The organism is Mesorhizobium sp. M6A.T.Cr.TU.014.01.1.1 (assembly GCF_004022765.1).
GTDB lineage: Bacteria > Pseudomonadota > Alphaproteobacteria > Rhizobiales > Rhizobiaceae > Mesorhizobium > Mesorhizobium mediterraneum.
Genome location: NZ_RZPG01000015.1, coordinates 79,801 through 105,632 on the forward strand (window position 1 = coordinate 79,801; position 25,832 = coordinate 105,632).

General features: G+C 63.1%; 26 protein-coding genes. 16 read left to right on the forward strand and 10 right to left on the reverse strand.

The window, feature by feature from the left end; translation table 11 throughout:
* Positions 1-128 precede the first annotated feature (128 nt).
* From EN885_RS18210 to EN885_RS18235, 5 genes are all read left to right on the forward strand, one after another.
* Positions 129-665: a TetR/AcrR family transcriptional regulator gene (locus tag EN885_RS18210; RefSeq protein ID WP_095487096.1), complete on the forward strand. Its 537-nt coding sequence runs from the start codon at positions 129-131 to the stop codon at positions 663-665.
* A gap of 74 nt (positions 666-739) precedes the next feature.
* Complete coding sequence (locus EN885_RS18215) at positions 740-1,492, forward strand: 3-hydroxybutyrate dehydrogenase (protein WP_127206379.1); 753 nt, start codon at positions 740-742, stop codon at positions 1,490-1,492.
* 121 nt (positions 1,493-1,613) lie between these two features.
* Positions 1,614-2,606: an ABC transporter ATP-binding protein gene (locus tag EN885_RS18220; protein WP_245493094.1), complete on the forward strand. Its 993-nt coding sequence runs from the start codon at positions 1,614-1,616 to the stop codon at positions 2,604-2,606.
* Between the two features lie 257 nt (positions 2,607-2,863).
* Positions 2,864-3,610, forward strand: coding sequence for a GGDEF domain-containing protein (locus EN885_RS18230; RefSeq protein ID WP_245329974.1), 747 nt, complete (start codon positions 2,864-2,866; stop codon positions 3,608-3,610).
* Positions 3,611-3,945: 335 nt separating this feature from the next.
* The gene (locus EN885_RS18235; protein ID WP_128242982.1) at positions 3,946-4,176 is read left to right on the forward strand and encodes a hypothetical protein; all 231 of its coding nucleotides are present in this window, start codon (positions 3,946-3,948) and stop codon (positions 4,174-4,176) included.
* Positions 4,177-4,472: 296 nt separating this feature from the next.
* Here the strand turns inward: EN885_RS18235 and ugpC (EN885_RS18240) are convergent, their stop codons facing one another.
* The 8 genes from ugpC (EN885_RS18240) to EN885_RS18275 all read right to left on the reverse strand — a co-directional run bounded on the left by ugpC (EN885_RS18240) (position 4,473) and on the right by EN885_RS18275 (position 12,712).
* Entirely contained in the window at positions 4,473-5,531 is a 1,059-nt protein-coding gene (gene ugpC / locus EN885_RS18240; protein WP_095487049.1) for a sn-glycerol-3-phosphate ABC transporter ATP-binding protein UgpC, read from the reverse strand.
* A gap of 41 nt (positions 5,532-5,572) precedes the next feature.
* On the reverse strand, positions 5,573-6,394 hold the full coding sequence (locus EN885_RS18245) for a carbohydrate ABC transporter permease (protein ID WP_023797160.1): 822 nt from the start codon (positions 6,392-6,394) through the stop codon (positions 5,573-5,575).
* Entirely contained in the window at positions 6,395-7,333 is a 939-nt protein-coding gene (locus tag EN885_RS18250; protein WP_095487051.1) for a sugar ABC transporter permease, read from the reverse strand.
* Positions 7,333-8,670: an extracellular solute-binding protein gene (locus EN885_RS18255; RefSeq protein WP_127206097.1), complete on the reverse strand. Its 1,338-nt coding sequence runs from the start codon at positions 8,668-8,670 to the stop codon at positions 7,333-7,335. The genes EN885_RS18250 and EN885_RS18255 overlap by 1 nt, the downstream gene beginning before the upstream one ends.
* Before the next feature lie 63 nt (positions 8,671-8,733).
* The gene (locus EN885_RS18260) at positions 8,734-9,393 is read right to left on the reverse strand and encodes a GntR family transcriptional regulator (RefSeq protein WP_095487053.1); all 660 of its coding nucleotides are present in this window, start codon (positions 9,391-9,393) and stop codon (positions 8,734-8,736) included.
* 23 nt (positions 9,394-9,416) lie between these two features.
* Entirely contained in the window at positions 9,417-10,301 is an 885-nt protein-coding gene (locus tag EN885_RS18265) for a dihydrodipicolinate synthase family protein (protein WP_128242981.1), read from the reverse strand.
* 180 nt (positions 10,302-10,481) lie between these two features.
* Positions 10,482-11,768: a D-tagatose-bisphosphate aldolase, class II, non-catalytic subunit gene (locus tag EN885_RS18270; protein ID WP_127206099.1), complete on the reverse strand. Its 1,287-nt coding sequence runs from the start codon at positions 11,766-11,768 to the stop codon at positions 10,482-10,484.
* Positions 11,765-12,712: a sugar kinase gene (locus EN885_RS18275; protein WP_127206100.1), complete on the reverse strand. Its 948-nt coding sequence runs from the start codon at positions 12,710-12,712 to the stop codon at positions 11,765-11,767. The genes EN885_RS18270 and EN885_RS18275 overlap by 4 nt, the downstream gene beginning before the upstream one ends.
* A gap of 242 nt (positions 12,713-12,954) precedes the next feature.
* Between EN885_RS18275 and EN885_RS18280 the strand changes: the two genes are divergently transcribed.
* Complete coding sequence (locus EN885_RS18280; protein WP_095487647.1) at positions 12,955-13,980, forward strand: LacI family DNA-binding transcriptional regulator; 1,026 nt, start codon at positions 12,955-12,957, stop codon at positions 13,978-13,980.
* Here the strand turns inward: EN885_RS18280 and EN885_RS18285 are convergent.
* Positions 13,961-14,944 (reverse strand): alpha/beta hydrolase, encoded by a 984-nt coding sequence (locus EN885_RS18285; protein WP_128242980.1) that lies wholly within the window; start codon positions 14,942-14,944, stop codon positions 13,961-13,963. The genes EN885_RS18280 and EN885_RS18285 overlap by 20 nt on opposite strands.
* A gap of 18 nt (positions 14,945-14,962) precedes the next feature.
* Positions 14,963-16,111, reverse strand: coding sequence for a Gfo/Idh/MocA family oxidoreductase (locus EN885_RS18290; RefSeq protein ID WP_128242979.1), 1,149 nt, complete (start codon positions 16,109-16,111; stop codon positions 14,963-14,965).
* 155 nt (positions 16,112-16,266) lie between these two features.
* Here EN885_RS18290 and EN885_RS18295 point away from each other — a divergent pair, with 155 nt between their 5' ends.
* Genes EN885_RS18295 through ugpC (EN885_RS18340) form a run of 10 tightly spaced genes read left to right on the forward strand, consistent with a single transcriptional unit; the run spans position 16,267 to position 25,795 of the window.
* Complete coding sequence (locus EN885_RS18295) at positions 16,267-17,613, forward strand: ABC transporter substrate-binding protein (protein ID WP_128242978.1); 1,347 nt, start codon at positions 16,267-16,269, stop codon at positions 17,611-17,613.
* A gap of 4 nt (positions 17,614-17,617) precedes the next feature.
* Complete coding sequence (locus EN885_RS18300; protein ID WP_095487064.1) at positions 17,618-18,547, forward strand: sugar ABC transporter permease; 930 nt, start codon at positions 17,618-17,620, stop codon at positions 18,545-18,547.
* On the forward strand, positions 18,544-19,380 hold the full coding sequence (locus tag EN885_RS18305; protein ID WP_095487066.1) for a carbohydrate ABC transporter permease: 837 nt from the start codon (positions 18,544-18,546) through the stop codon (positions 19,378-19,380). Before EN885_RS18300 ends, EN885_RS18305 begins: the two co-directional genes overlap by 4 nt.
* A 21-nt stretch (positions 19,381-19,401) precedes the next feature.
* Positions 19,402-20,223, forward strand: coding sequence for a sugar phosphate isomerase/epimerase (locus EN885_RS18310; protein WP_128242977.1), 822 nt, complete (start codon positions 19,402-19,404; stop codon positions 20,221-20,223).
* Positions 20,224-20,233: 10 nt separating this feature from the next.
* Entirely contained in the window at positions 20,234-21,310 is a 1,077-nt protein-coding gene (locus EN885_RS18315) for a Gfo/Idh/MocA family oxidoreductase (RefSeq protein WP_095487070.1), read from the forward strand.
* On the forward strand, positions 21,310-22,128 hold the full coding sequence (locus tag EN885_RS18320; RefSeq protein WP_128242976.1) for a sugar phosphate isomerase/epimerase: 819 nt from the start codon (positions 21,310-21,312) through the stop codon (positions 22,126-22,128). Before EN885_RS18315 ends, EN885_RS18320 begins: the two co-directional genes overlap by 1 nt.
* A complete protein-coding gene (locus EN885_RS18325) occupies positions 22,128-22,961 on the forward strand; it encodes an alpha/beta hydrolase (protein ID WP_127288462.1) in 834 nt (277 codons plus the stop codon). Before EN885_RS18320 ends, EN885_RS18325 begins: the two co-directional genes overlap by 1 nt.
* Positions 22,958-23,680: a ribulose-phosphate 3-epimerase gene (locus EN885_RS18330; protein WP_127288461.1), complete on the forward strand. Its 723-nt coding sequence runs from the start codon at positions 22,958-22,960 to the stop codon at positions 23,678-23,680. The genes EN885_RS18325 and EN885_RS18330 overlap by 4 nt, the downstream gene beginning before the upstream one ends.
* Positions 23,680-24,717 (forward strand): ROK family protein, encoded by a 1,038-nt coding sequence (locus EN885_RS18335; RefSeq protein ID WP_128242975.1) that lies wholly within the window; start codon positions 23,680-23,682, stop codon positions 24,715-24,717. The genes EN885_RS18330 and EN885_RS18335 overlap by 1 nt, the downstream gene beginning before the upstream one ends.
* Positions 24,710-25,795 (forward strand): sn-glycerol-3-phosphate ABC transporter ATP-binding protein UgpC, encoded by a 1,086-nt coding sequence (gene ugpC / locus EN885_RS18340; protein ID WP_127206522.1) that lies wholly within the window; start codon positions 24,710-24,712, stop codon positions 25,793-25,795. Before EN885_RS18335 ends, ugpC (EN885_RS18340) begins: the two co-directional genes overlap by 8 nt.
* The last annotated feature ends 37 nt before the right edge of the window (positions 25,796-25,832 follow it).

Consider the following 25,832-nt stretch of genomic DNA (forward strand, 5'->3'; position numbering starts at 1 on the left):
CGGCATAACGGTCGGATGACCGAAACACATACCTGTGACTGGTCCCGATTTCAAATGACGGCGATCTTACTGTACCGTCTGGACGGTCTTGTCAATTCCGCATAGGCTAATGTATGGGGAGGCGATTGATGAAAGCCCGCAGAGCAAATTCGCGTGAGAAGATTCTCGCCGCCGCCGCCGATGTGGCACGCGAGACAGGGCCCGGCAGCCTGTCGCTGGACGCCGTCGCCAGCCGTGCCGGCGTGTCGAAAGGCGGCTTGCTGTACAATTTCCCGACCAAGGCGAAACTGATGCAGGCGCTGGTGGAGGATTACCTGCGCGCCTTCGAGCAGGCGCTGGAGTCCGCCCGCACGGCCGGCGTCATCGGCGAAAGCCCGCTTGCGACTTACATCAAGCTTTCAGCCGAACATGCCGAGGAGTCGAAACCGTCGGCTTCCTGGATATTTTCGGCGATCGCCGAGGATCCCGATTTCCTGACACCGATAAAATCGTTCAGGCGGCAGGTCTTCGAGCGGCTCAAGGGAGAGACGCCGGACCTCAAGGCGCTGCTGGTCTGCTATCTCGCCATCGAAGGGCTTCGCAGCATGAACCTCTTCGATTCGGACGTCCTTTCACGGGACGAACGTCGATTGCTGGTATCGTCCTTGCTGGAGATTGCGGGATAGATCGAGGATGCCATCAGAAGCCGTCCGGCCAACGGTTTCTCGTCCGATGCGGCCCAGCGCAGCCTTTCCGTCCTATCCAAAACCGGTGCGCACCCTCGGGTCAGGTCGATAGCAGCGCTTTTGAGCGCGCCAACGTCACCATCAACGGCCTGGGCCGAAGCAGCCGCCATGGAGCGGGAGCGCGCCGGCATCGAAGCGGATTCGGCGTCAAATGCCGTTACTCCGGCGCCAACATGATGGATGGGGCAGCAGTGAGCGCCATGGTGCGCGAGGCCGAAGAGATCTTCGGCAGTCTCGGCATCCTGGTCAACAATGCCGGCATCCAGCATGTCGCGCCGATCGAGGAATTCCAGGACGACAAATGGGAAGCCATCATCCGCATCAATTTGCTCGCCGCCTTCTATGCAATCAAGGCGGTGCTGCCCGGTATGAAGGCGCGCAAATGGGGCCGCATCATCAACACTGCGTCGGCGCACGCGTTGGTCGCCTCGCCGTTCAAGTCCGCCTATGTGTCGGCCAAGCACGGCATAGCGGGCCTGACCAAGACAGTGGCGCTGGAGGCGGCACTTGACGGCGTCACCGTCGATGCGATCGCGCCCGGCTACGTCTGGACGCCGCTGGTCGAAAAGCAGATTCCGGACACGATGAAGGCGCGCGGCATGACCGAGGAAGAGGTTAAGCGCGACGTGCTCCTCGCTGCCCAGCCGACCAAGGAGTTCGTCACCGTGGACGAGCTTTCCGCACTGGCGTTGTTCCTATGCTCGGATGCGGCAAAGCAGATCACCGGCACAACCTTGCCGATTGATGGCGGCCGGACGGCGCAGTAAGCACCGGCGCCATTGCCGCAGCCATCATTGTCACGGCCGGATTTCCAACGTATGCCGACGCCATGCCGCACCGGTTGCGTGAACAATCGGCGGGACGCAATGATATGCCGATTGGTGAAGCATGAGCGAAATCAAGGTGGAGCGTCTCACCAAGCGGTTCAATGAAACCGCCGCGCTTGACGCCGTTTCGCTCGACTTTGCGGCGGGCTCATTTACGGCGCTGCTCGGCCCGTCCGGGTGCGGCAAGACCACGATGCTGAGACTGATCGCCGGCTTCGAGGCGCCCAGCCAAGGCCGCGTGCTGTTTGGCGACGAATTGATGGCCGATCCGCAGCGGCAGGTGCCGCCGGAAGCGCGCGGCGTTGGTGTCGTCTTCCAGTCCTATGCGCTTTGGCCGCATATGGATGTCGCCGAAAACGTCGCCTATCCGCTGAAAGCCCGGCACGTCAAACGGGGCGAGATCGCTGGCCGTGTCGGCGCGGTTCTCGATATCGTGGGACTCAATGGGTTTGAAAGCCGCCGCATCGAGGAACTGTCCGGCGGCCAGCGCCAGCGCGTGGCGCTGGCGCGCTGCCTCGTTGCCGACGCCAAAATTATCTTGTTCGACGAACCGCTCGCCAATCTCGATATGCATTTGCGCTCGTCGATGGTCGACGCCTTTCGCGACATCCATCGCCGCACCGGCGCCACCATCGTCTATGTCACCCACGACCAGGCCGAGGCCCTGGCGCTGGCCGACCGCGTTGCCATTATGAGCCGAGGCAAGGTGCTGCAGGCGGCGGCGCCGCAGGAGGTCTATCGCGCCCCGGCCAATGCCACGGTTGCCGGCTTCGTTGGGCGCGGTTCCATCGTTGGGGGGACAGTCATCGATCATGCTCGGCAGGCAGGATGTCGGCGCCTGGCTGGTCTCCAATGGCTGGGCCCTGTCATTGCCGAGCGGTATCTACGGCAAGGCGGAGGTGACAGCGATGGATACGGAGATGGGTATATTCGGCCCGCCTCGATAGTCAGCTCGCCTTTTGAGCCCTCAGGGAACCGTATTTGCCGAAACTGGAGCATGATCCCGAAAGTGGAATCCGGCTTCGGAAACGATCATGCTCAAACAAAAAGATAGAGCCCCATCCCGATTTTATCGGGGCAGGCTCTAGAGCAGCATGCTGATCAGGCGGTTGCCTGCGCTGCTGGTTGTTCAGCCTGCGCCGACACCTGGTTCGTTAACTGTTGTCTTCCATCTTCCTCGCGGGCAACTCCAGCTTCACATGTGGGTCAGCCAGAGCTCGTTCAGTCCGATCGATCAAATTGTATTGGCTTTTGAGACCGAATTTGTAACTTGCCGGCCTTATGCCAGCCTATCTGACAGGAGATCGGGTAGTGACAAAATCGATGGCGAACAGCTCTGCCCAAGCGTGGAAGAGTATCGCGTGGCTGACGCTTCTGGGGACCGCCGGGAGTTTGGGCTTTTCGCTAGGCCTCAACTATCTGCTCCTGTTCGCCGATGGGCTCACGCCGTTCGGACGCGGCGTTGTCACGGCAACGCTCGTCCCCCTCGTCATTGGGCTACCGCTTTTCCTGTTGATCGGCTGGGGTCGGGTTGAGATCCGCCGCTATCGGCAAGAGCTAAACAAGTCAGCGACCTACGATGGCCTGACGGGCTGCTTGAACGGAACGGTTTTTACTTCGATCATCGAACGCAGAGTAAAGAAGCCATCTGAGCGTGGCTCTCGTTCGGGCGCCTTCCTGGTCATCCATCCCGAACACCTTCGATCCATCAACCTGCGATTTGGTATTGAATGGGGCGACGAGGCCTTGCGGCTCATAGCCTCGACCATAAAGTCATCAGTGCGCGAGGAGGATCTGATCGGCCGCATAGGGATATCCATCTTTGGGGTATTTCTACCTGGTGCCACCGAAGAAGACGCCAAGGAGGTCGGTGAGCGTATCCGGGCGCGCGTCGCACAAGTCTATTTTGCGCCAAAAGGGGCGGAGGATGTCCTGAGCATAGGCGTCGGAGGGGTAGTCTTCGAGAATGAACTCGCGTTTGACGACATGTTCCGGTCCGCCGAGCAGCTGCTATCCAGAAATGGAACTGACTTCGAACTGTCTCGTCTGCCCAGTTGACGATCGCTTGCAGGGCGGCAACTTGCTCCGGCTGCGGTGTGAATGGCCTGCAGGACAGGCCAAGGCGAACGACGACGAGGACACACCCCGATCGCCCCAGGCGCAGCCATCCGCGAGAGTCGCCTCCACCAGCTTTTACACCCTTAGTTGGCAGCCGACAGACCGCCGGAATTAAACAACTTAAAACTGAAGGTTGCATGCCTCAGCCGCTACCCGACATGGTACTTGCGCCACCCCTAAAATAATGAGATGTTGGCTCGGGGTATTGAGTATCGAGTATTGGGTTGGGGGAGCCTCTCGGCTGTTGTCAGTTCCGGGACGCTTTGAAAAAACAGATGAACGTTCTGCAGGTCCTGGTGGGGATACTCACTACGTCGTGCCTTGTTTCGATCTCGACGTATTGGGCAACGGGTTCAATCGGCTGGGCGATCATTAGCCCGATAGTTTTGCAGGTCGGGTATTTTGTCTACATGCTCTGGACGGTCTACGGCGCAGAAGCCGCAGAAACTGATCCGGGACCCGAGAGCGTTGGCCCGCTCGACCGCAAAGATGGTATCTGGCTCTAGCGCATGATCCACGAACCGAAGGTCGGCGTCGCCGAAAATCGGAGTGGTTTTTTGCCAGGGCCCAAGGCCGGGTGATGCGGCAGATCAAAGTGCCGCAGCGCCGTTGCGTGCAGGAGGATAGGCGAGGGGTTAGTGGCTTCGGACTTGCATGGCCATTGAACTGTGATGCCCCGCTGGCATGCTGTAAGAGCGGTAGCTGTCGCCCCAGTTCCTCAATGACGTTGTCGGGATCACCATAGTTTCAAAGTCTTGGTGAACCTCAGCCGTGAGCGAGCCCGTCGCGCAACCCACGCCAATCACATACGCCGGCCGGTTTTCGCGTCGAACAGGTGGGCGCAGGCGCGATCGATCTCGATCCGCACCTGCGCGCCGTGCTTGAGCGGAAGCCGCTCGCGGAACAGGCAGGAAATTTCCTCACCGGCGCAGTCGACCTTGGCGAAGATTTCCGAACCCGTGGCTTCCAGAAGCGTGACCGTGCCTGGCATTCCCCCGGCGGTTGCGCGGATATGTTCGGGGCGGATGCCGTAGACAAGTTCGCGTCCTGCAGCATCGGCCGGGTGGGCGCCTTCCGGCAGCGGCAGGATCAGCCCACCGGCGCTGCGGAACACGCCTTCCTCGATGCGGCCGGCAATGAAGTTCATGGCGGGCGAGCCGATAAAGCCGGCAACGAAGAGATTGGCCGGCTGGTCGTAGAGGTCGAGCGGCGCGCCGATCTGCTCGACCAGGCCGTCATGCAGCACGACGATCTTGTCGGCCATGGTCATCGCTTCGATCTGGTCATGCGTGACATAGATGGTGGTGGTGCCCAGCCGCTGGTGCAGCGCCTTGATCTCGCCGCGCATCTGGACGCGCAGCTTGGCGTCGAGATTGGAAAGCGGCTCATCGAACAGGAAGACCTGGGGGTCGCGCACGATGGCGCGGCCCATGGCGACGCGCTGGCGCTGGCCGCCGGAGAGCTGACGCGGATAGCGCTCAAGCAGCTTTTCCAGCCCAAGGATGTTGGCCGCATTCCTGACGCGGCCGGCGGTATCGGCCGGATCGGCTTTCTTGATCTTCAGGGCAAAGCCCATATTGTCGGCCACCGTCATATGTGGATAGAGCGCATAGTTCTGGAACACCATGGCGATGTTCCGGTCCCGCGCCCGCAGGTTGTTGACCATACGTTCGCCGATGGCGATCTTCCCGCCCGAGATCGTTTCAAGTCCGGCGATCATGCGCAGCAGCGTCGACTTTCCGCATCCCGACGGGCCGACCAGGATGACGAATTCGCCGTCGGCGATGTCGACGCTGACGTCGTGAATGATCTTGGTGGCTCCGAAAGCCTTCTGCACGTTGTTGATTGTTACCGATGCCATTGGATTTCTCCGGGAAAAGAGTGATGTCGAGCTATGCGGCTTCAGCCGCCCTTGACCGCGCCGGCGGTCAGCCCGGCGACGATTTGCTTTTGCGCGAACATGGTCAGGACCAGGACCGGCAGCGTCACCACCAGTGCGGCGGCGGCGAGCGGCCCCCAGCTCACCTGCTCATAGGAGAGCATGTTGTAGACGGCGACCGGCAGCGTGCGGGTCTCACGGCTGGCGAGCACCACGCCGAAAACGAAATTGTTCCACGAAAAGATGACGGACAGGATGAAGGCGACAACGATGCCCGGTTTGGCGATGGGAAGAGCGACCAGCCGGAACACTTGCCAGGAGCTGGCGCCGTCGATGTTAGCCGCCTCTTCCAGCTCCATCGGCGTGGTCTCGAAATAGCCGATCATCACCCAGACCACGATCGGCACCGTCACCACCAGGTGGATGATGATCTGCGGCCAGAGCGTGCCGAGGATCCCAATCCACTGGAACAGCAGAAACAACGGGATGAGATAGGATAGCCCGGGCGTCATGCGGGCGATCATGATGACGACCGCCGATTTTTCGGCCTTGAGCCGCGCTATGCCATAGCCGGCCGGTACGCCGATCAGCAGCGCCAGAAGTGTCGCCGTGCCGGTCACCAGAACCGAATTCCAGAGATAGAGCAGGAAATTGTTCTCCTCGAACACCTTTACATAGTTCGACCAGGCGAAACGTTCGGGGATCAGGATCGGCGGATAGGCGCCGTTGTCGATCTCGAATTTCAGCGAAAGCGAGATCATCCAGAGGAAGAACAGGATCGCCGGCGAGACAATGACCAGAGCCGCGAAAAACAGCCCGATCTGGTTGAGCAGACGTGAGCTCATCTATTTGCCCTCCGCGTCGATCCACTGCGAGCGCTGGCGCAGCATCAGGAGGATGAAGGACAGCGCCACGATGACGATGAAGAACACCACGGCCATCGCCGAGCCATAGCCAATGTCGTAGTAGGAGAAGGCGGTGTTGTAGAGGTAGATGTTGATGGTTTCCGACGCCGTGCCCGGCCCGCCCTGAGTCATTGCAAAGATGATGTCGAAGCTCTTCAGCGCATCGATGGTGCGAATGATCAACGCGATCATCAGGAACGGCGCGATCATCGGCAGAGTGAGGTAGCGGAACTGCTGCCAGGCATTGGCACCATCGATCTCGGCGCTCTCGAAGGGCTCGCGCGGTACCGAGGCCAGCCCGCCCAGCACGATCAGCATCACCAGCGGCGTCCACTGCCAGGTCTCGACCGCAACCAGCGAAGGGATGACTGTTTTGGCATTAAATATCCATTCCTGCGCCGGGATGCCGACCAGCGATAGCAGGTAGTTGAGCACGCCGAGCTGGGGATGGAACATCATGGTCCAGACCAGCGCCACGGCAACGGGCGTTGCCATCATCGGCATCACGAAGACGCCGCGCAGCAGGCCGCGCAGCGGAAACCTGGCGTCGAAGATCAGGGCGGCGACAGTGCCCAGGAACATCGGCGCTGCCACCGACAAGGAGGTGTAGGTCAACGTATGAACCAGGGATTCCCAGAATCGCGGATCGCTGGCCAGACGGAGATAGTTTTCCATCCCGGCAAAGCTCCGCGACTGGCCGAGCGTCCAGCGGTTGACGCTCATCCAGAGCGTGAAAGCCCAGGGAAAGACTATCACGGCGCCAACGACGACGAGCGCCGGAACGACGAAGGGCCAGTAGTTGGGAGCCAGCCGGATCGTCTGGCTCCCTTCAATGGCTTGCGTCGCTACCCCGGTGCGTTCAGGGGCGATGGCGGACATCAGCCCTGCTCGCTCCTGTCGAGCACCGGCTGGAACTGTTCGGTGGCCTTCTTCAGCTCTTCGGCAGGATCAGCACCAGCAATCATGTTGGTCAACGCCACGCCGTAGATGTCGCGAAACTCGGTGACCGGGATGATCACCGGCAGCGCCAGCCGGCTGATATTGCCCGAGCCGACGACGGCATCGAGCCAGCTTGCCGGCATGGTGACGCCTTCGCGCACCTTGGGGTCTTCCAGTATCGACTTGCGGAAAGGCACGCCGGCGCCGGCCTGAAGCAGGCGCGCGCCCATGGCCGGCGAAACCGCCCACTGACAGAACAGATAGGCAGCTTCCTTCTGTTCGCTGGAGGCGGTCACGCCGAGGCCGTCACCAAACGTCCCGGAGGCATGCGCTTTGGGACCCTTGGGCATCACGCCATAGCCGACCTTGCCGACCACGCGCGACTTTTCGGGATTTTCCATCGGCGGAGCAAAACCCACGCCGTCGAACCACATGCCGATCTTGCCCTGCAGGAAGGCGGACTGCGCTTCAGCCCAATTGAAGCCGGTGACGCCCGGAGGAGCGGATTTGGTCATCAGCCTCTGGTAGAGGGCGGCGGCCTCGATCGCCTCGGGAGCCTCGGTGCGTAGCTTCCCCTTGTCGTCGAGCGGCGTCATGTCGTAGCCGAGCATCAGCGACGTCCACACCGGCGTGTTTGCATTCTTGAGGCCGCGGGCAACGAAACCGAACGTGTTGGTCGATGGATCGGTCAGCGCTTCGGCGGCGGCCACCAGCTGGTCGAACGTTTCAGGATATTTTAGGCCCTTGGCCTCGAACAGCTCCTTGTTCCAGTAGACGATCCAGTAGTCCACCGAGAAGGGCAGCGAACGCAGCACGCCCTGACTGTCCTTGGCGAAAAGCATGCCGGCTTCGGCGAAATCGCCTTCGACCAGCCCAGGATCGGTCAAGGTCGGGTCGGCGAGATAGCCGGCGATATCGGCCAGCCAGCCACCCTTTTCGAACTGGCGCTTCTGCACGTGATAGCTCAGATGCACGACATCGAAGCTCGGTTTGCCGGAGCTGAGCTCGATCACGGTCTTCTGCCGCTGCTGCTGTTCCGGCGTCGCCTCGGCATTGACCTTGATGCCGGTCAGCTCCTCGAATTCGGCGATATATTTCAGGATGGTGTCGCTGCGCGGGCTTTTGACCAGATTGACGTCGAGCGTCGTGCCGGCAAAACGCTTCCAGTCGACGCTGGCGGAAAAGCTCGGGCGAAGGCCCGCCAGGCCCGCGGCGGCGAGCGCCGTGGTTCCTGCAAGGACTTGCCTTCTTGTTGGCTTGAACGGATTGGACGACATTTCTTCCTCCCTTGGGTTGCTGTCGTTGTGGATTGCGTCGCGGCAGCCGCGAACCATACGTCCTCAGATCTGGAGCGCCAACCGGCGCGCATTGTCGATATGCCGGCTGATCGCCTCGACAGCCTTTTGTGGGTCGCGGCTCTCGAGCGCTTCGATCACTGTCAGGTGCTCATGCATCACCGGCACGACGCGCCCATCGATACGGAAGCGCTCTTGGTGGATCAGGCGGATCTTTACCGAATTGACCAGATACGCCTTGGCGATGATCTCGTTGCCTAGCGCATCGATGAAGGTGTCGTGCATCGCCCAATCGATGTTCTGGGCCTTGGCTTCCATTTCCGCCGTCGGCGGCTGCGACAACGCTTGAGCCAGCATGTCCTCATGTTCGCGCCGCAGGCGGGCGAGTTCGGCGTCGGAGGCGTTGACGGTGAATAGCGCCACCGCTTCGCGCTCCATGAACAGGCGGAACTGAAAAGCCTCGCGGATCAGGCTGATATCAATATGGGCGATCTGCATGCCGCGCTGCGGGATGGTCATCAGAAGTCCCTCGGCTTCGAGCCGCGGCACGATCTCGCGGATGGCGCCAAGCGGCAGCCCGGTAAAGGCAACCAGTTCGCGCTGCGACACGAACTGTCCCGGCCGCAGATCACGAGCCAGCAAATGCCGCGTGAAGCTGGCATAGGCTTTTTCCCTGAGGGTGGCCGGTTCGCTGCTGTCGTCCATTTCAGCGGTTTCTTCCTTGCCGGTCAGGCCGGCTCTGTCGCAAACAGCCTGTCATAGGCAGCAGTAAGCTGTTGCCGCCCCTGCGCAGCGATCGGCTCGAGCGGCGGACGGACCGCCAGCCAGCGCTCGTCGCCGGTCTTGCGCGCCACCATGACCTTCACCGCCGGGGTGACCGGATATTTGAGCAATTCGAGCACGAAGCTCTCGACGCGGGCGTCGTCGCGCCCGTCCTCGGCCATGGCGCGGATTTCACCGGTGACGAAATTGGCCATGCCGGAAATGGCGCCTTGCCCGCCCTGGCGCACACTTCTCGCCAAATGCCGCTCGTCGCCGATTAGAATCACCAGGTCGCCATGGGCCTTTAGCAACGCCTCGCTATAGCTCCAGTCGCCACCCGAATCCTTTACACCGGCGATCACGCCGAGGAAGGCCGCACGCAGCCGACCGATCAGGCTAAGCGGGAGCGGCACCATGGTGACAGAAGGGATGTTGTAAAGCAGGACACCGCGAGCCAGCGGGCCGAGCGCGGCGAAGACGGCGGAAAACCATCCGAACAGCCCGTCCTCGCCGACATTCTTGAAGTAGCTTGGCGGGGCCAGCAGTATGTTGCGGACGCCGAGCTGCAAGGCGTGCCGCGCCTGTTCGGCGGCGTCTTCGGCCGCATCGACCAGCACGCCGGCGACGAGCTGATGCGCCGCAATGCCGGCGGCAAGCATGGCTTCGGTGACAATCCGCCGCTCTCCAGTCCCCACCGAGGCGCCTTCCCCCGTGGTGCCGAAGAGCGTTGCGCTGCTGCAGCCGGCGCTAAGGCAAGCCTGGGCTTGCGCGACCATTGGAGAGATGGCGATTTGCCCGGACGCATCAAAAGGCGTGGTGAGGGCAACCGAAAGACCAAAGCGCGAAGCCACTGCTATTTTCTCCAGATGTCGATCTGCAAGCACTGCTAACACGCTAACATGTTAGTTGTAAATTGCAGCAGTGTCTTTTTCGAAACGCTGGCGATATCGAGAGTCGGACATGAACAGAGAGGTTTCGCGCGTGACGCTTTTCGGCGGTGCGACCAGCACACCGCCCAGGGCCGATCCGCCCTACTGTCCCGTCGCGCCTGCGTAGATGTCGAGGACACGGGTGATGCTGCCGATCAGAAGGTCGTGCGCGAAAGGTTTGATCCGGCCTGCCGCAACCTCGGCGTCGAGCTGCCCCAGATGCTGGCTGATCAGAGGCCGGGGAATGTCCTTTTCGCCCAGCACATCCAATAGCTTTTGCGTGGCGCGCTGCGCGTCCGGCGTCGGCCAGTAGTAGCGGATGCGGTCGCTGAACGAAAAATGCCGCTGCACGCGCTGCTCTTCCGGCGTGGCCGGATAGTATTTCTGCCAATTGTCCGGCGACGCCAGCATGATGCGCTCCATCGCGACAGGCAGGCTTTCACGCGAAGGGTCAGGCGCGAGCACATCGGCGATGTGGCTGAGCCCGTACAGCGCCTCGCGAAGCGCGAAGGTCAGCCAGGGGCCGACCTTGAGGATGGCAAAACCATCGCGCACGAGAGCGTTGAGCGCTTCGGCCGGCTGGTAGTCGGTCGAATGCGCCTCAAAAACGAATTGCGGCATGCGGTCGAGCACCGCCACCAATTCAGTCGCCTTGGCCGGCGCATAGGGCACGATCTCGGCGTTGCCGAACTCGACACCAGGCTGGACGACGACCCCGATCGCACGGCCAAAAGCGTCGTCAAGGCCGGCGCGGGAAAACGCTCGGGCGTGTACCTCTACGGTGCGCAAAGCATCGTCGGGCGCCGTCACATGCAGGTGGTCGAGCGCCTCCAGCGCACCGCCCGGCACCGGCACTTCGGTGCCGATGACGTAGACCGGTCTTTCGCCGCCTGCCCGCTCGACCGCCGCCTCGGCGATTGCGGCAAGTTCGGCCGCCCGCGCGGCGATGGTCTCGTCGGCAAGCACGGCAGGATCGTCGGCGCAGGCCATGCTCGTATCCAGATGCATCTTGGTGAAGCCGGCGCTCGCATAGGCATCGATCATCGCCGCGGCGTTCTTCATGGCGGCGGCAGCAGCCATGTGTTTCCACGGATTGGGTCCAAGATGATCGCCGCCAAGGATCAGGCGATCGACCGGGAAATCCGCTTTCTTCGCATGCGCCTCGACGAAGCTGCGGAAGTCGGGCGGCGTCATCCCGGTGTAGCCACCCTCGTGGTTGACCTGGTTGCAGGTGGCCTCGATCAGAACATCCGCATGCCGCGCCGCGCCATGACGCAAGGCGGCCTCGATCACCAGCGGATGCGCCGAGCAGACCGAGGCGATGCCGCTTTTCTCGCCTGCAGCGCGCCTCGCCGCAATGTTTGCAAACCTCTGCGTCGCGGCACTCACTGCATGTTCTTCCCTGTGGCGATGAAGGCTTCGACCGCTTCAAGCGGGAAAATGCCCTCCATCGGTCCCTTGCGGGTGACAGCGAGCGCACCGCAGGCATTGGCAATCCGCATTGCGTCTGCGGGAGCCGCCCCGCGCAACCAGAACGAGACGAAAGCAGCACCGAAGCAATCGCCCGCGCCGGTCGGATCGACCTCGTCGACGGCAAAGCCGGGTGAGGCGACCGTGCCGTGGCGATCATGATAGGTGGCGCCCGCGGCGCCTTTCTTCAGGACGATGCAGGACAGGCCACGGTTCAGCAATTCGTCGACCGCGCCCTTCTCGTCCTTGGCGGATGAAAACAGGAAGAGCTCCTCACCGCTCGGCAGGAAGATATCGGCTCGCGCCAGCACATGGTCGAGCGCCGTGCGCATGCCTGAAGCCTGCATGATCTCGCGGCGGATGTTCGGATCGAAGGACACGGTTCCACCGTTGGTCTTGACAGTCTCGATCGCCGATAGCGCCACCGCGATGGCGCGGTCGGAAAACAGCGACGAGCCCATGACATGGACGTGATCGGCACTGGCGAGCAGCTTCGTTGCCGCCGTGTCGGTCTCGATCAGGCCGGAGGCGCTGTTGGCGATGTTGAAGACGAAATGCCGGCTGGCGTCGGCCCGGTAGGTGACGAAGGCCGTGCCCGTCGCCTGGCCCGTGTGAACCGCGATCGCCGACACGTCGGCGCCAAGCGTCCGCAGCCGCTCGATGTTCAGCCTGCCGAAATCGTCGTCGCCGACGGCGCCGATGAGGCCGGCCGGCTGGCCGAGCGCCGCCGCCTGGCCGATGAAGATGGCGGGCGCTCCGGACGGGTAGGGCCCAAGCAGCGGACCAGGCTCGAGAAAGCTCTGGCCGATCCGCTCGGCCATGATCTCGACGAGTATCTCGCCGGCACTGACCAGCTTCTTCATCTCGCGGAATCCCTCCCGGCATTTCGCCCGGCCTCGCTTCGGATGAACCGCGCGAGCTCTTTCCGGGTGATACGAATTTCGAATTCGCCCACTGGAAGTGAATACGGCTTGTGCTTTTTCGCGTCAATTAATAAATTTACGCATGGAAACTGCTGGAATTGTCTGTAAAGTTTCGACTTGCGGTTGCACGCCAGCGCACCGTATGTAGGGAACCGGGCAGCGCTGAGGAACGGCGCGAGGGAATAATGCCGATGACGCACAAGACGATGGAGGATTTTGCTCGCTCTTGCGGCGTCTCCAGGCCAACGCTGTCGAAATATTTCGATGATCCGACCAGTGTCAAGCCGGCGACACGGCAGCGGATCGAGGTTGCGCTGCGCGCGTCCGACTACCAGCCCAATCTCTTTGCGCGCAATCTGAACCGAAAGCGGACCCGCAGCATCGGCATCGTGGTGCCGACGGTCGCCGATCCCTTCTATTCCGAGATGGTCAGCCGCATCGAACTCAGGCTGCGCGATGAGGGCTACTGGCCGATCGTGATCTCCTCGCATGGCTCGCGCGAGCTCGAAGTGGAAGCGACACGAACCATTCTTTCGCTGAAAGTTTCCGGCGCGTTGATTGCGCCGCTTGGGCTGCGTTCGGACCACCGCACGCTGGAGAAGCTTACACAGGCGATCCCAATCGTCTATTTCGATACCTATCTCGAAGGCAGCACGCCGTTCGTCGGCAACAACAATGCCCAGAGCGTCTCGACGATCGTCGAGTATCTCACCCGCTCCGGCGACGCGCCGGTCTATTTCGACATCCCGCATGTCAACCACAACTCGCCAGAACGAGTGAACAGCTATGTCGCCACCATGCAGCGGCTCGGCCATGAGCCAGTCATCATCGGCAACACCGAAGACTATACTTGGGATTTCGAGCGGATCGGCTACGAGCAGATGGAAAAGATGCTCGGCAATGGTGGCCTGCCGGGAAAGACCATCCTGTGCGCCAACGACCGTCTCGCCTTCGGCGTGATGGCTGCCGCCTATTCGCAAGGCCGCAAAGTTGGTCGCAGAGGCGATTGCGACCTGCGGGTCGCGGCCCATGATGATCATCCGCTAAGCCGCTATACCTGTCCTGCCCTCACCACCATGGCGCAGGATTTCGCGTCCATGGCGGGACGCAGCGTCGAGACGCTGCTGACCTTGCTGGACGAGGACGACGCGGCAGTTGCCCCCAAGGTCAGTCTCGACGCGACTCTGGTCATGCGTCAGTCGGCCTGAGCGTTCCAAAGGCAGGATCGAAGCCGCGCCATGCGGCAACCGCTGCGCCAACCGCTTGCCTCGCCGCCGGGCCGTGGCGGCCCATCGAGACGAAGCCGTGTATCTGGCCGGGCCAGCGCCGCAGCACGACCCGCACGCCGTCATCCACCAGACGCTTGGCATAAGCCTCGCCTTCGTCGGCGAGGATGTCATGACCGGCGATTGCGACAAAAGCCGGCGCTATGCCGGCAAGGCTTGCGGCCTTGAGCGGCGACACGCGCCAGTCGTCGATATCGCCGGCATCCCTGATATAGTGTTCGCGGAACCAGGCCATGGTCGCCGATGTCAGACCGTAGCCCTCGGCAAAGCGGCGATAGCTGTCTGCCGCCTGCGAGGCGTCCGTGTTCGGATAGAACAGCAGTTGCGCGGTCGGCGGGTTCTTGTCGCCGCGCGCAAGCAGGCAAAGCACGGTGGCGAGATTGCCGCCGGCGCTGTCGCCGGCGACAGCGATCCTTCCTGCATCGATGCCGAGATCGCCCGCGCCGTTCTGCATGAAAGAAAGTGCAGCGCGGCAGTCGTCGATCGCCGCCGGGAATTTGTGCTCCGGCGCCAGCCGGTAGTCGGGCGAGACGACGGCGCACGCCGCCATATTGGCAAACCACCGGCAGATCTCGTCATGCGACTCGAGATTGCCGATCACCCAGCCGCCGCCATGCAGATAGAGCAGCGCCGGGGCAGCGGCCCCGACCGCGCCCTGTCCGCGATAGATCCTGAGCGTCAACGAGCCGCAAGGGCCGGCGATGGTGCGCTCGGTCAGTGAGCCGACCGGCTCGCGCTCGCCCTGGAGTGCCGGAAAGTCCTGCTCATAGGCGCGGCGCGCCTCTTCAGGCGTGCCGCTTTCGAACGGCGGGGCTGCCGCTTCTCGCCCAAGGTCGAGCACATGCTGGGCCTCTGGATCGAGCAGGGGCGAAAGCGAGGTCGTCATCGTAAGTGCCCTCCGATATCAGGCAAGCAGGCTGGCCGCTTCGTCCTCCTGGAGGAGCGGTGGCTGATCGACCGTTGCGTTGACGGCGACGGACTCGCGGCTCTCTCCCGAAGCGAGGATCGCCTCCATGATCTCCAGCACATGCAGCGCAAGGTCGCCGGACGCCCGCGGCCTTCTTCCTGATATCAGCGCGCGCGAAAGATCGGCAACGCCGAGCATGCGGTAATTCGCGCGGTCGGGCGCGGCGAAGGGCCAATTGCGCGCGCCGTAGAGTTCGCTGTCACTGGGAAAATCGGCCCAGTCGGCCCCACGTTCCGACAGCGAGACGGTGCCGCCGAACGTATCCGGATCGGGCAGCCTGAGCGAGCCTTCGGTCCCGTGCAACTCGATCGGATGATTGGAGTGCCTGAAGACGTCCCACGAGGCACCGAAGGTGACGGTGGCGCCCGAGCGAAACTCCAGCAGCGACAGGACGTTGGTCGGCGTGCCGACCTTGAAGTTGGTGTTCCTGTAGGGGCCTTCGGCGGTGATCAACCGCTCTTCCTGGCCCCGCGTTGCCATCGCCATCACGCGGGCCACCGGCCCGAGCAAATTGACCAGCATCGTCAGGTAATAGGGGCCCATGTCGAAGACCGGTCCGCCGCCGGGCTGGTAGTAGAATTGCGGATTGGGATGCCAGTGCTCCATGCCACGCCCCATCATGAAGGCAGTGCCGGTCACCGCGCGGCCGATCGCGCCGTCGTCCATGAGGCGGCGTGCCCGCCGTCCGGCGGCGCCGAGGAAGGTGTCCGGAGCCGAGCCCAGCAGCAGCCCGCGCTCCGTCGCCTCGGTGACAAGGCGGCGGCCGTCTCTAGCCGAGGTCGCCAGCGGTTTTTCGGTGAAGACGTGCTTTCCCGCCGAAAGCGCCGAAAACGAGATGTCGAAATGCGCCGCCGGGATGGTCAGATTGAGGACGAGATCGATTTCGGGATCGGCCAGAAGCGCATCGACGCTGACTGCCCGGATGCCATATTCGCTGGCACGCAGGGCCACCATATCGGGCGATATATCGGCGCAGGCGCGCAGTTCCACCTCACCGAACAGAGCCGCATTGCGCAAATAAGTCATCGAGATGTTGCCGCACCCGACTACGCCGATGCCGAGCTTAGCGCCTGATTGTCCTCGCATTTTTTTCCACCTCCCAACGCCGTGAATCATTGCACCGGCAACGGATCACATTCGAAAGCCGCTTTACAGCATTTTAAATCTTGACGCGCGTAAAATTTTTCTGGAACATGCGCAAATGCTGGCTGGGGAGGCTGCCAGCGCAAGGAGGAGAGAAAATGACTGACATCAAAAAAGGGCCGGTCTCCGGCTCGAAGCCGGTTGCGCATGTGACGATCGCCGACCGCCGGCAGTTTCTCATTGGCAGCGCCGGACTGCTGGGCGCGGCAACACTTGGGCTGAGCACCGGGCTGGGCGTTCGCCGGGCTCGCGCACAGTCGCGCGCCGAAATCAGTTTCGCCAGTGCCGCCTTCTTCGGCAAGGAGACTTTCGGCGACCTGATCAAGGCCTTCAACGAATCGCAGGACCGCATTCTGGTCAAGAACATCGAGCTGCCGCCGCCGAGCTCATCGACGGAAGTCTACCAGGGCCTTGTCCAGCAGCTCGCCCGGCGCACTGGCACGCCCGACGTCTTCAGCCAGGACGTGATCTGGATCGCCGGCTTCGCCGCCGCCGGCTGGGCGCTGCCGCTCGACGAGTATTTTCCCGCGGACAAGCGCAGCGCCTACTTCTCCGGAACCCTCAACGCCTGTACCTATGACGGCAAGCTGACCGCCCTTCCCTGGTTCATGGATTCGGGCATGTTCTATTACCGCAAGGACGTGCTGGAAAAGCATGGCGGCAAGGTGCCGGAAAACTGGGCCGACATGGCGACCATCGCCGCCGCCGCGCAGAAGGCCGGCGACGTCGATTTCGGCTATCTCTGGCAAGGCAAGCAGGCCGAGGTTCTGGTCTGCGACGCCGTCGAGATCATCACCTCCAACAACGGCGCGATCCTGGCGCCCGACGGCAAGTCGTCGCTGATCAACCAGAAGGCGGCGGTCGACGCGATCCAGTTCCTGCACGACACCGTCAACGGGACCAAGATCAGCCCGCAGGACGTCCTGTCCTGGGACGAGGAGCCGTCACGCCAGCCTTTCACCTCGGGCAAGGCGATGTTCATGCGCAACTGGTCCTATGTCTATCCGATCGCCCAGGACGCCAAGGCCTCCCAGGTGGTGGACAAGGTCGGTGTCGCACCGCTACCGGCCTTCCCCGGCGGCAAGAGCTCGGCCTGTCTCGGCGGCTATCAGCTCGGCGTCAACGCCAACTCCAAGCAGCGCGAAGCCGCGATCGAGCTGCTGACCTGGCTGTCGTCGACCGAAACCCAGCATCGCATCGCCCTAAACTTCGGCCTCGCGCCAACGCGCCCGGCACTGTTCCAGGACGAGAAGATCAAGACCGAACAGCCGTTCATGGCGAGCCTCGAAAAAGTATTCACCGGCGCCACGGCCCGTCCGATCACACCCGAATATGCGAAGGTGACGCTGGCCTTGCAGTCGGGCATCTCCAAGGCGCTGGTGTCGGGCAATGTCCAGGCCGAGATGGACGCGCTGGCGGCGCAAATCGACCAGATCGTCGGCTGAACCCATGACCGCTGCGGCCACTGTTTCTGGCATTGGCCGGCCGCGGCTTGGCAAGGCGCTTCCCAGCGCGCTCTGGGCCTTGCTCCTGCTGACGCCGGCCTTCGTGTCCCTGGCGTCGGTTTCCTTCTACCCGATCATCAACGGGCTCTATCTCTCGCTCACCAACACCTCGCTGATCACCCAGGAGAACGAATTCTCCGGTTTCGCCAATTATGTGCAGCTCTGGGGCGACGCGCAGTTCTGGAACGCCTGGTGGCACACGATGTGGTTTACCGCGGCATCCACGATACTGGAGACCGTCATCGGGCTCGGCATGGCGCTCATCCTGTGCGAGGCTTTTAAAGGCCGCGGGCTCGTCCGCGCGGCCATGCTGGTTCCCTGGGCGATGCCGACCGTCGTCACCTCGAAAATGTTCGGCTGGCTGTTCGACGGCCAGAACGGCATCATCAATTACATTCTCCTGCATGCCGGGCTGATCGACCAGAAGGTCAACTGGTACGGCTCTCCCGACACCGCGATGACCACCATCATCATCGCCGACGTCTGGAAGACGACGCCGTTCATGGCGCTGCTGCTTTTGACCGGGCTGCAGACGGTGCCCAATTCGCTGATCGAGGCAGCGCGCATGGATGGTGCCAAGGGCTGGATCACCTTCTGGTACATCCGCCTGCCGCTCTTGATGCCGACCTTGCTGATCGCCGGCCTGTTCCGCGCGCTCGACGCCTTTCGCGTCTTTGACCTCGTTTATGTGCTGACCGGCGGCGGTCCGGCCGATTCGACCGAGACGCTGTCGACTCTGTCCTACAAGGTGCTCTTCTCGACGCTGCAATTCGGCTATGGCTCAGCCGTTTCGACGGCCATGTTCGTCACCGAGGGCATCATCGCACTGGCGTTTTGCCTCTATCTCATCAGGCAGATCAGGAGGGCGCAATGAACGACACACGCTCGCCGCTGCAGACCATCGCCATTTATCTTGGCGCTCTGCTGATCCTGGTCTGGTCCGGCGGCCCGTTCATCTGGCAATTCTCGACCTCGTTCCAGCTCGACAAGGCGCTGACCTCGGGCTCGCCATCGCTGATCCCCGCGCCCTTCACGCTTGAGCACTACTACAACGCCTTCATCGAGAAGCAGCTGCACCGCTATGTCTGGAATTCGCTGGTGGTCTCGCTGGCCACGACATTCCTGTGCCTCTTCGTCGGATCGCTGGCTGCCTTCGCGCTATCGCGGCTGAACGTCAAGGGCCGCTTCGGCATCCTGATGGTCATCCTTTCGGTGTCGATGTTCCCGCAGATCGCGCTGGTCGGGCCGCTCTATCTGGTGGCTACCAATCTCGGCCTGCTCGATACCTATACTGCGCTGATCATAACCTACCTCGCGCTCGGGCTGCCGCTCGTCACCTGGGTGCTGTTCGGCTATTTCGAGACGCTGCCGCGCGAGATCGACGAAGCGGCGCGCATGGACGGCGTCAGCGTTCCCGGCCTGCTCTGGCACATCATCCTGCCGATGTCGCTGCCGAGCCTGGTGACCACGGGCCTGCTTGCCTTCATCACCGCCTGGAACGAATTCCTGTTCGCCCTCGCCTTCACCTCCAACATCGATCGCCAGACGATCCCCGTCGGCATCGCCAACTTCACCAACCTCTATTACGTGCCCTGGGGCGACATCGCCGCAGCTTCGGCCGTTGTCACCGTTCCTTTGATCGTGCTGGTGCTGTTCTTCCAGCGGCACATCATCGAAGGGCTGACCCAAGGTGGCATCAAAGAATGAGCGGCATCAAGGAATGAAAGGATGAACGTGAAAGACCTGAAAGTCGGATGCCAGACCTTTACCTGGGAAATGCTCGGTGACCGGTTTTCCGGTGGCCCCGACGATCTCTTGAAGGCGATCGCCGATGGCGGTTATGCCGGCATCGAGATCACCGACACGATGATCGGCCGCTATGTCGACAGGCCGGCGGAATTCGCCACGGCACTGAAGTCGGCCGGCCTCACCCTGGTTTCCTTCGCCTTCGGCTCGGAAAGCGGCTTCACGCTGAAGGAGAAGATCGGCACCGACCTCGAGACCGCCAAGCGCTGGATCGACTTCGCCGCCGCCTTTCCAGGCGCGCTGGTTTCGATGGGCTCGGCCACCGTCGTGTCCGACGGCCCGCGCGACGACAAATTCGCCATCGCGGCCGACCTCTACAACAAGGCCGGCGAACTCGGGCGCAGGGCCGGCGTCAATGTCGCCGTCCATCCGAGTTCCCATCACAACACGCTGCTCTTTGACCGTGCCGATTATGACCGGATTTTCGGGCTGGTCGATCCGTTGCTCGTCGGCTGGGTGCCCGACACCGGCCACATATTGCGCGGCCATGAAGACATGATCGACACGCTCACCACCTACCGGGACCGCATCCGCTACGTCCACCTGAAGGACGTCGATGCCGGCGGCACATGGGCGATGCTCGGCAAGGGCGTCTGCGATACCGCGGCAGTGATCGACATCGCAAGTGCGGCACCGCGCTTCAACGGTTGGCTGGTGCTGGAAGAGGAATCCGAGACTGCCGCCGCCGATCCAGCGGCCGCTGTCAAGACCAACCGCCAGACCATGCGCGGCTACGGCGCGTGAGGAAGAGACCATGATCCGGAAGCAAGACCGTCGCCTTCGTGTCGGTGTGCTCGGCTGCGGGCCGATCGCGCAATTCGCCCATCTCGAATCCTGCGTGAAGGCCAGTAATGCCGACCTCTATGCGATCTGCGATGCCGCCCCCGATCTCTTGGCGCGCATGGGCGCGACCTATGAACCCGAAAAGATGTATGGCGATTACGATGAGATGCTCGCCGACCCGCAACTGGAGGCGGTGATCGTCGCGACCTCGGACGCCTATCATGTTCCGATGTCGATCAAGGCGCTCGAGGCCGGCAAGCACGTGCTGTGCGAGAAGCCGATCGGCGTCTCGGTCGAGGAAGGCGAGATGCTCGCCGATGCGGTCAGGCGCTCCGGCAAGGTGCTGCAGGTCGGCCATATGAAGCGCTTCGATCCGGCGCTGGAGGCGGCGCGCGATTTCGTCCGCGACGAGATGGGCGAAATCCTGGCGCTGAAGGCCTGGTATTGCGATTCCACCCATCGCTACACCAACACTGATGCGGTCCAGCCGCTTCCCGTCACCAGCAAGCTGGCAAGGAAACCTGGCGGCAATCCGAAAGCCGATCTCAGGCAGTATTTCATGCTCGCGCACGGCTCGCACCTCGTCGACACGGCGAGCTTCCTGTGCGGCGAGATCGTCGCCGTGCGTGCCCGCCTCAACGAGCGTTTCGGCGCCTATTGCTGGTTCGTCGAAACGGAGTTCGCCAACGGCGCGCTTGGCCATCTCGATCTCACCGTGGCCGTCCGCATGGACTGGCACGAGGGTTTTCAGCTCTATGGCGAGAACGGCTCAGTGATCGCGAAGACCTTCAATCCCTGGTATTTCCGGGCGAGCGAGGTTGATATTTTTCACGAGAAGGATGCGACATCACGAAAGCCGCTGGGCGCCGACGGGCATTTCTTCAGGCGCCAGCTCGAAGGCCTCGCCGAGACAGTCCTTGACAACAAGCCGATGCGCGGCGCCAACGTCGAGGACGGCCTTGCCTCGATCCGCGCCATGGTGGCAATCGCCCGTTCGGTCGAGAGCGGCGAGCGCGTCGAGATCGCCAGCGTGACGGGAGCGGTCTGATGCAGATCGGGGTGTTCGCCAAGACCTTCCCGGGGCGTGAGCCGGCCAGTGTGCTGGCGGCGGTGCGCGACGCGGGATTTGCCGTCACCCAGTTCAACCTGACCTGCGCCGGCCTGCCCTCGATGCCGGATGCGGTCCCTGACGACGCCATCAGCGCCATCGCGGCCGCGTCGAATGCTTGCGGTGTCGCCTTGGTGGCGCTCTCGGGCACCTACAACATGGCCCATCCGGACAGGACTGTGCGCGACGACAGCCTGCGCCGGCTTGGCGTGATCATCGAGGCCGCGGCAGATCTTTCCGTTCCCTTGGTCACGCTGTGCACAGGAACCCGCAACCCGGACGACCAGTGGGCGCACCATCCCGACAATCCCGATCCCTCGGCATGGGCCGACATGGCGGGCGAAATGGAAAAGGCGCTTGATCTCGCCGAACGTCACGGTGTCGACCTCGGCATCGAACCCGAACAGGCCAACATCGTCACCTCGGCGGGAGACGCGATGCGCCTCATTGCAGCGATGGGCTCTAAACGGCTGCGCATCGTGCTCGATCCGGCAAACCTGTTCGAGCAGGCCAGCCCCGCCGAAGCACGCGCCATCGTGGCCGCTGCGGTCGAGACCACGGCCGGCCATGTCGCCATGGCCCATGCCAAGGACCGTTTCGCCGACGGACGCTTCGCCACCGCCGGGCAAGGTGTCGTCAATTTCCCGGATTTTGTCGCCCGACTGAAGGCATCAGGCTTTGACGGGCCGCTGGTGACACATGGGCTTTCGGCTGAGGAAGCGCCCGAAGTCGCCCGTTTCCTCAAGGGGCTGGTGTGATGACCCGCCCGACTACCTTGCTTCGCGACGACGCCGCGCTGCGGGTTTCCGACACAGGCGACGGGCTGGCGGTCGTGTTCCAGCACGGGCTGGGCGGTGGCGAGGCGCAGGTCGCCCAAGCTTTCCCTTCCGGGTCGGGGTCGCGGCGCATCACGCTGGAATGCCGCGGACACGGCGCCTCTGGACTGGGCACCAGCCGTCCGTTTTCCCTGGAGATGTTCGCGGACGATGTTGTTGCCGCCGCCGATCAGGCCGGCCTCGATCGTTTCGTTGCGGGCGGCATTTCCATGGGCGCCGCGATCGCCTTGCGCCTTGCCTGCCGCCATCCGGACCGCGTCGCCGGCCTGCTGCTCGTGCGCCCGGCCTGGATTTTCGACAGCGCGCCGGCGAACCTGCGGCCGATCGCCGAGGTTGCCGGCCTCATCCTCGACCTCGGCCCCGAGAAGGCCAGGACGATCTTCACGCAATCGAAAACCGCCGCGCGCCTGAAGCGCGAAGCACCCGACAACCTTGCCTCGCTGTTCGGCTATTTCGACCGGCCGGATGCTGCGCCATTCGCGCAGGTCCTCGCCGACATTGCCGCCGACGGCCCAGGTGTTTCGGCGAACAACGCCGCTGCCCTTGGCATCCCCACGCTGGTCATCGGCAACGCCATGGATGCGGTGCATCCGCTGCCGGCTGCGCGCACGCTTGCCGCGGCGATTCCCGGTGCAACCTTTGCGGAAATCTCACCCAAGGCGCTCGACAGCGTCCGGCATTTCGCCGAGCTGCAGGCTGAGATCACGACCTTCCTTCACGCTCACTTCAACTTCCGGAGCCTCGTTCCGTCATGACCATCAAATCCCTGTCCGGCCCCGCTGCCATCGCCGCCTTGCCACGCAACCGGCTGCTCGGCGAGTTTTCGCTGTGGTCGGCCGATCTTGCTAATATGGAGCGCGACCTGAAGCGCATAGAACCTCATGTCGACCTGCATCATATCGACGTCGCAGACGCCCGCTTCACCCCCGGCTTCCTGTTCTTTCCTGATCTGGTGTCGCGGATCGCCGGGCTGACGGCAAAGCCGATCCATGTGCACCTGATGGTCGAAGCAGAGATCGTCGAGGAGCAGACGCGCCAGTTCATCGAGGCCGGCGCCGACCTGGTCAGTGTCCATGCCGAAAACGGCGAAGCCGGCCTGCGCGCCGTGCGGCTGGCGCATGATCTCGGCGCCGAGGCCGGTGTGGTGCTCAGGCTGGAAACGCCGGTCGCTGCGGTCACGCCTTTCCTGTCGCAAGTCGCGTTCGTGACGCTTCTCGGCACATCCATCGGGGTCAAGGGCCAGAGCCTTTCCGACCAGGCCTGCCCACGCCTGTTAGAGGCGCGCACGCTGATGCGGCAAGCCGGCCGTGAAACCGACATCATCCTGGCTGCCGACGGCGGCATCCGCCACGAGACGGTGCCGCGCTTGCGCGCCGCCGGGGCCGAGACGGTGGTGCTCGGATCGCTGGCATTCGGCGACCCCGACCTCGCGCAACGCATGGCCTGGCTGCATGGGCTGAAGGTCGCCGCCTGATGACAAGACTAGCCCTCGCCTTCGATCTCGGCGGAACGGAGCTGCGCGGCGCGCTGGTCGAGAGCGGCGGCCGCGTTGTCGCGCAAGTTTCGGCGCCGACGATGGCGATCGCGGGATCCGATGCGGTGATCGGCCAGATCATTGCACTGGCCGGGGCTCTTCTGACACAGCGCCCACAGGCGGATGTCGTCGGCATCGGCATCGGCGCGCCGGGGCCGCTTGATCCCAAGGCCGGCATCGTGATCGCCCCGCCGACCCTGGCCGGCTGGCACGACGTGCCGTTGATCGACATTCTCGGCCGGCAATTCGGCCTGCCGGTGCGGCTGGAGAACGACGCCAATGCGGCGGCTCTCGGCGAATGGCGCCTCGGCGCCGGCCGTGGCAGCGGCTCGCTGGTGTTCGTCACCGTGTCGACCGGCATTGGCGGCGGCGTGGTTGCCGACGGCCATATCTATCACGGCCGGCGCGGTCTGGCGGCCGAGATCGGCCACATGACCATCACCGGCGAGGGCGATCGCTGCTTCTGCGGCGCTGTCGGCTGTTTCGAGGCGGTCGCCTCCGGAACCGCGCTCGGGCGGCGCGCCACGGCGCTGACAGCGCCGGGCGATGGCTCCCTGCTCAGGCGCCTTTCGGCTGACGGCGACGTTTCGGCCAGGCACGTCGTCGAGGCCGCGCGTGCCGGCGATATCAGTGCGCTCGAATTGATCGAGGCGGAAGCGAAGTGGCTCGGCATCGGCTTCACCAACCTGCTTCACCTCTATTCGCCGGACCTGATCGTCATGGGCGGCGGCCTCGCCAACGGTTTCGACCTGTTGGCTCCAACCATCAGGGCAACCGTCGAGCAGCGGGTCATGCCGGCCTACCGGGATGTGCCGATCGTGCCGGCACAGCTCGGCGACCGCGCAGGACTGATCGGCGCGGCCAGCCTGATCCTGTGGGAGGGCGAACCGGGCGCCCCACTGGCGATGGCGCAGGACGACGACAACGAACACGGCGCGACCGAACGTGCCGATGCCAGGGAGACAAGCCATGGCTGAGCTCAAGCTGCGTGGTGCGCGCAAGTCCTACGGATCCGTCGAGATCATCAAGGGCCTTGACCTGGACGTCGAGGACCGCGAATTCGTCGTCTTCGTTGGCCCGTCCGGCTGCGGCAAATCCACGCTGCTGCGCATGATCGCCGGCCTGGAAAAGATCACCGCCGGCGATTTGCTGATCGATGGCGTGCGGGCCAACGACATCGATCCATCCGAGCGGGGGCTCGCCATGGTGTTCCAGTCCTACGCGCTCTATCCGCACATGACGGTGGCCGAGAATATGGGCTTTGCACTGAAGATCGCCGGTGTTTCCGCCGCGGAAAAGGAACGCAAGGTGCGAGAGGCAGCCGAGGTGCTGCAGCTTTCGCATCTTCTCGACCGGCGGCCGAAGGCGCTGTCGGGCGGCCAGCGCCAACGTGTCGCCATCGGCCGCGCCATCGTGCGCAATCCCAAAGTTTTCCTGTTCGACGAGCCGCTGTCCAATCTCGACGCCGCCTTGCGGGTCAGCATGCGGCTTGAGCTGATGCGCCTGCATGAACATCTGGCCGCGACGATGATCTATGTCACCCACGACCAGACCGAGGCCATGACCATGGCCGACAAGATCGTCGTGCTGAACGGCGGCAACATCGAGCAAGTTGGTTCGCCGCTCGATCTTTATAACAAGCCGGCAAACATCTTCGTCGCCGGCTTTATCGGCTCGCCGAAGATGAACCTGCTGAGGCTGAAAGTGGCCGCGACTGGTCCCAAAGGCGTCTCCGTCACATTGCCGGACGGCTCGGCCTTGTCCGTGCCAGTTGCGGCGGGCGCAACCCGACCCGGCGACGAGTTGCTGCTCGGCATGCGGCCGGAGCATCTCCGCATCTCGGCCAACGGACAGTTCAAGGGGCAAGCCGTGCTGGCGGAGCGGCTGGGCAGCCTGACAATACTGCATGTCGAGGTCGCGCCCGATGTCACCCTGGTGGTGCAGGCCGAAGGTGGCGACACCACGCCGCTGCACAGCCCCATCGCGCTCGATATTTCTCCCGCGGTCTGCCATCTGTTTCGTATGGATGGCCCGGCGCTGGCCTCGCTGTCTTGAGTTGAATTCCCCGACATTCGGGAGACCTTGGCGGGAC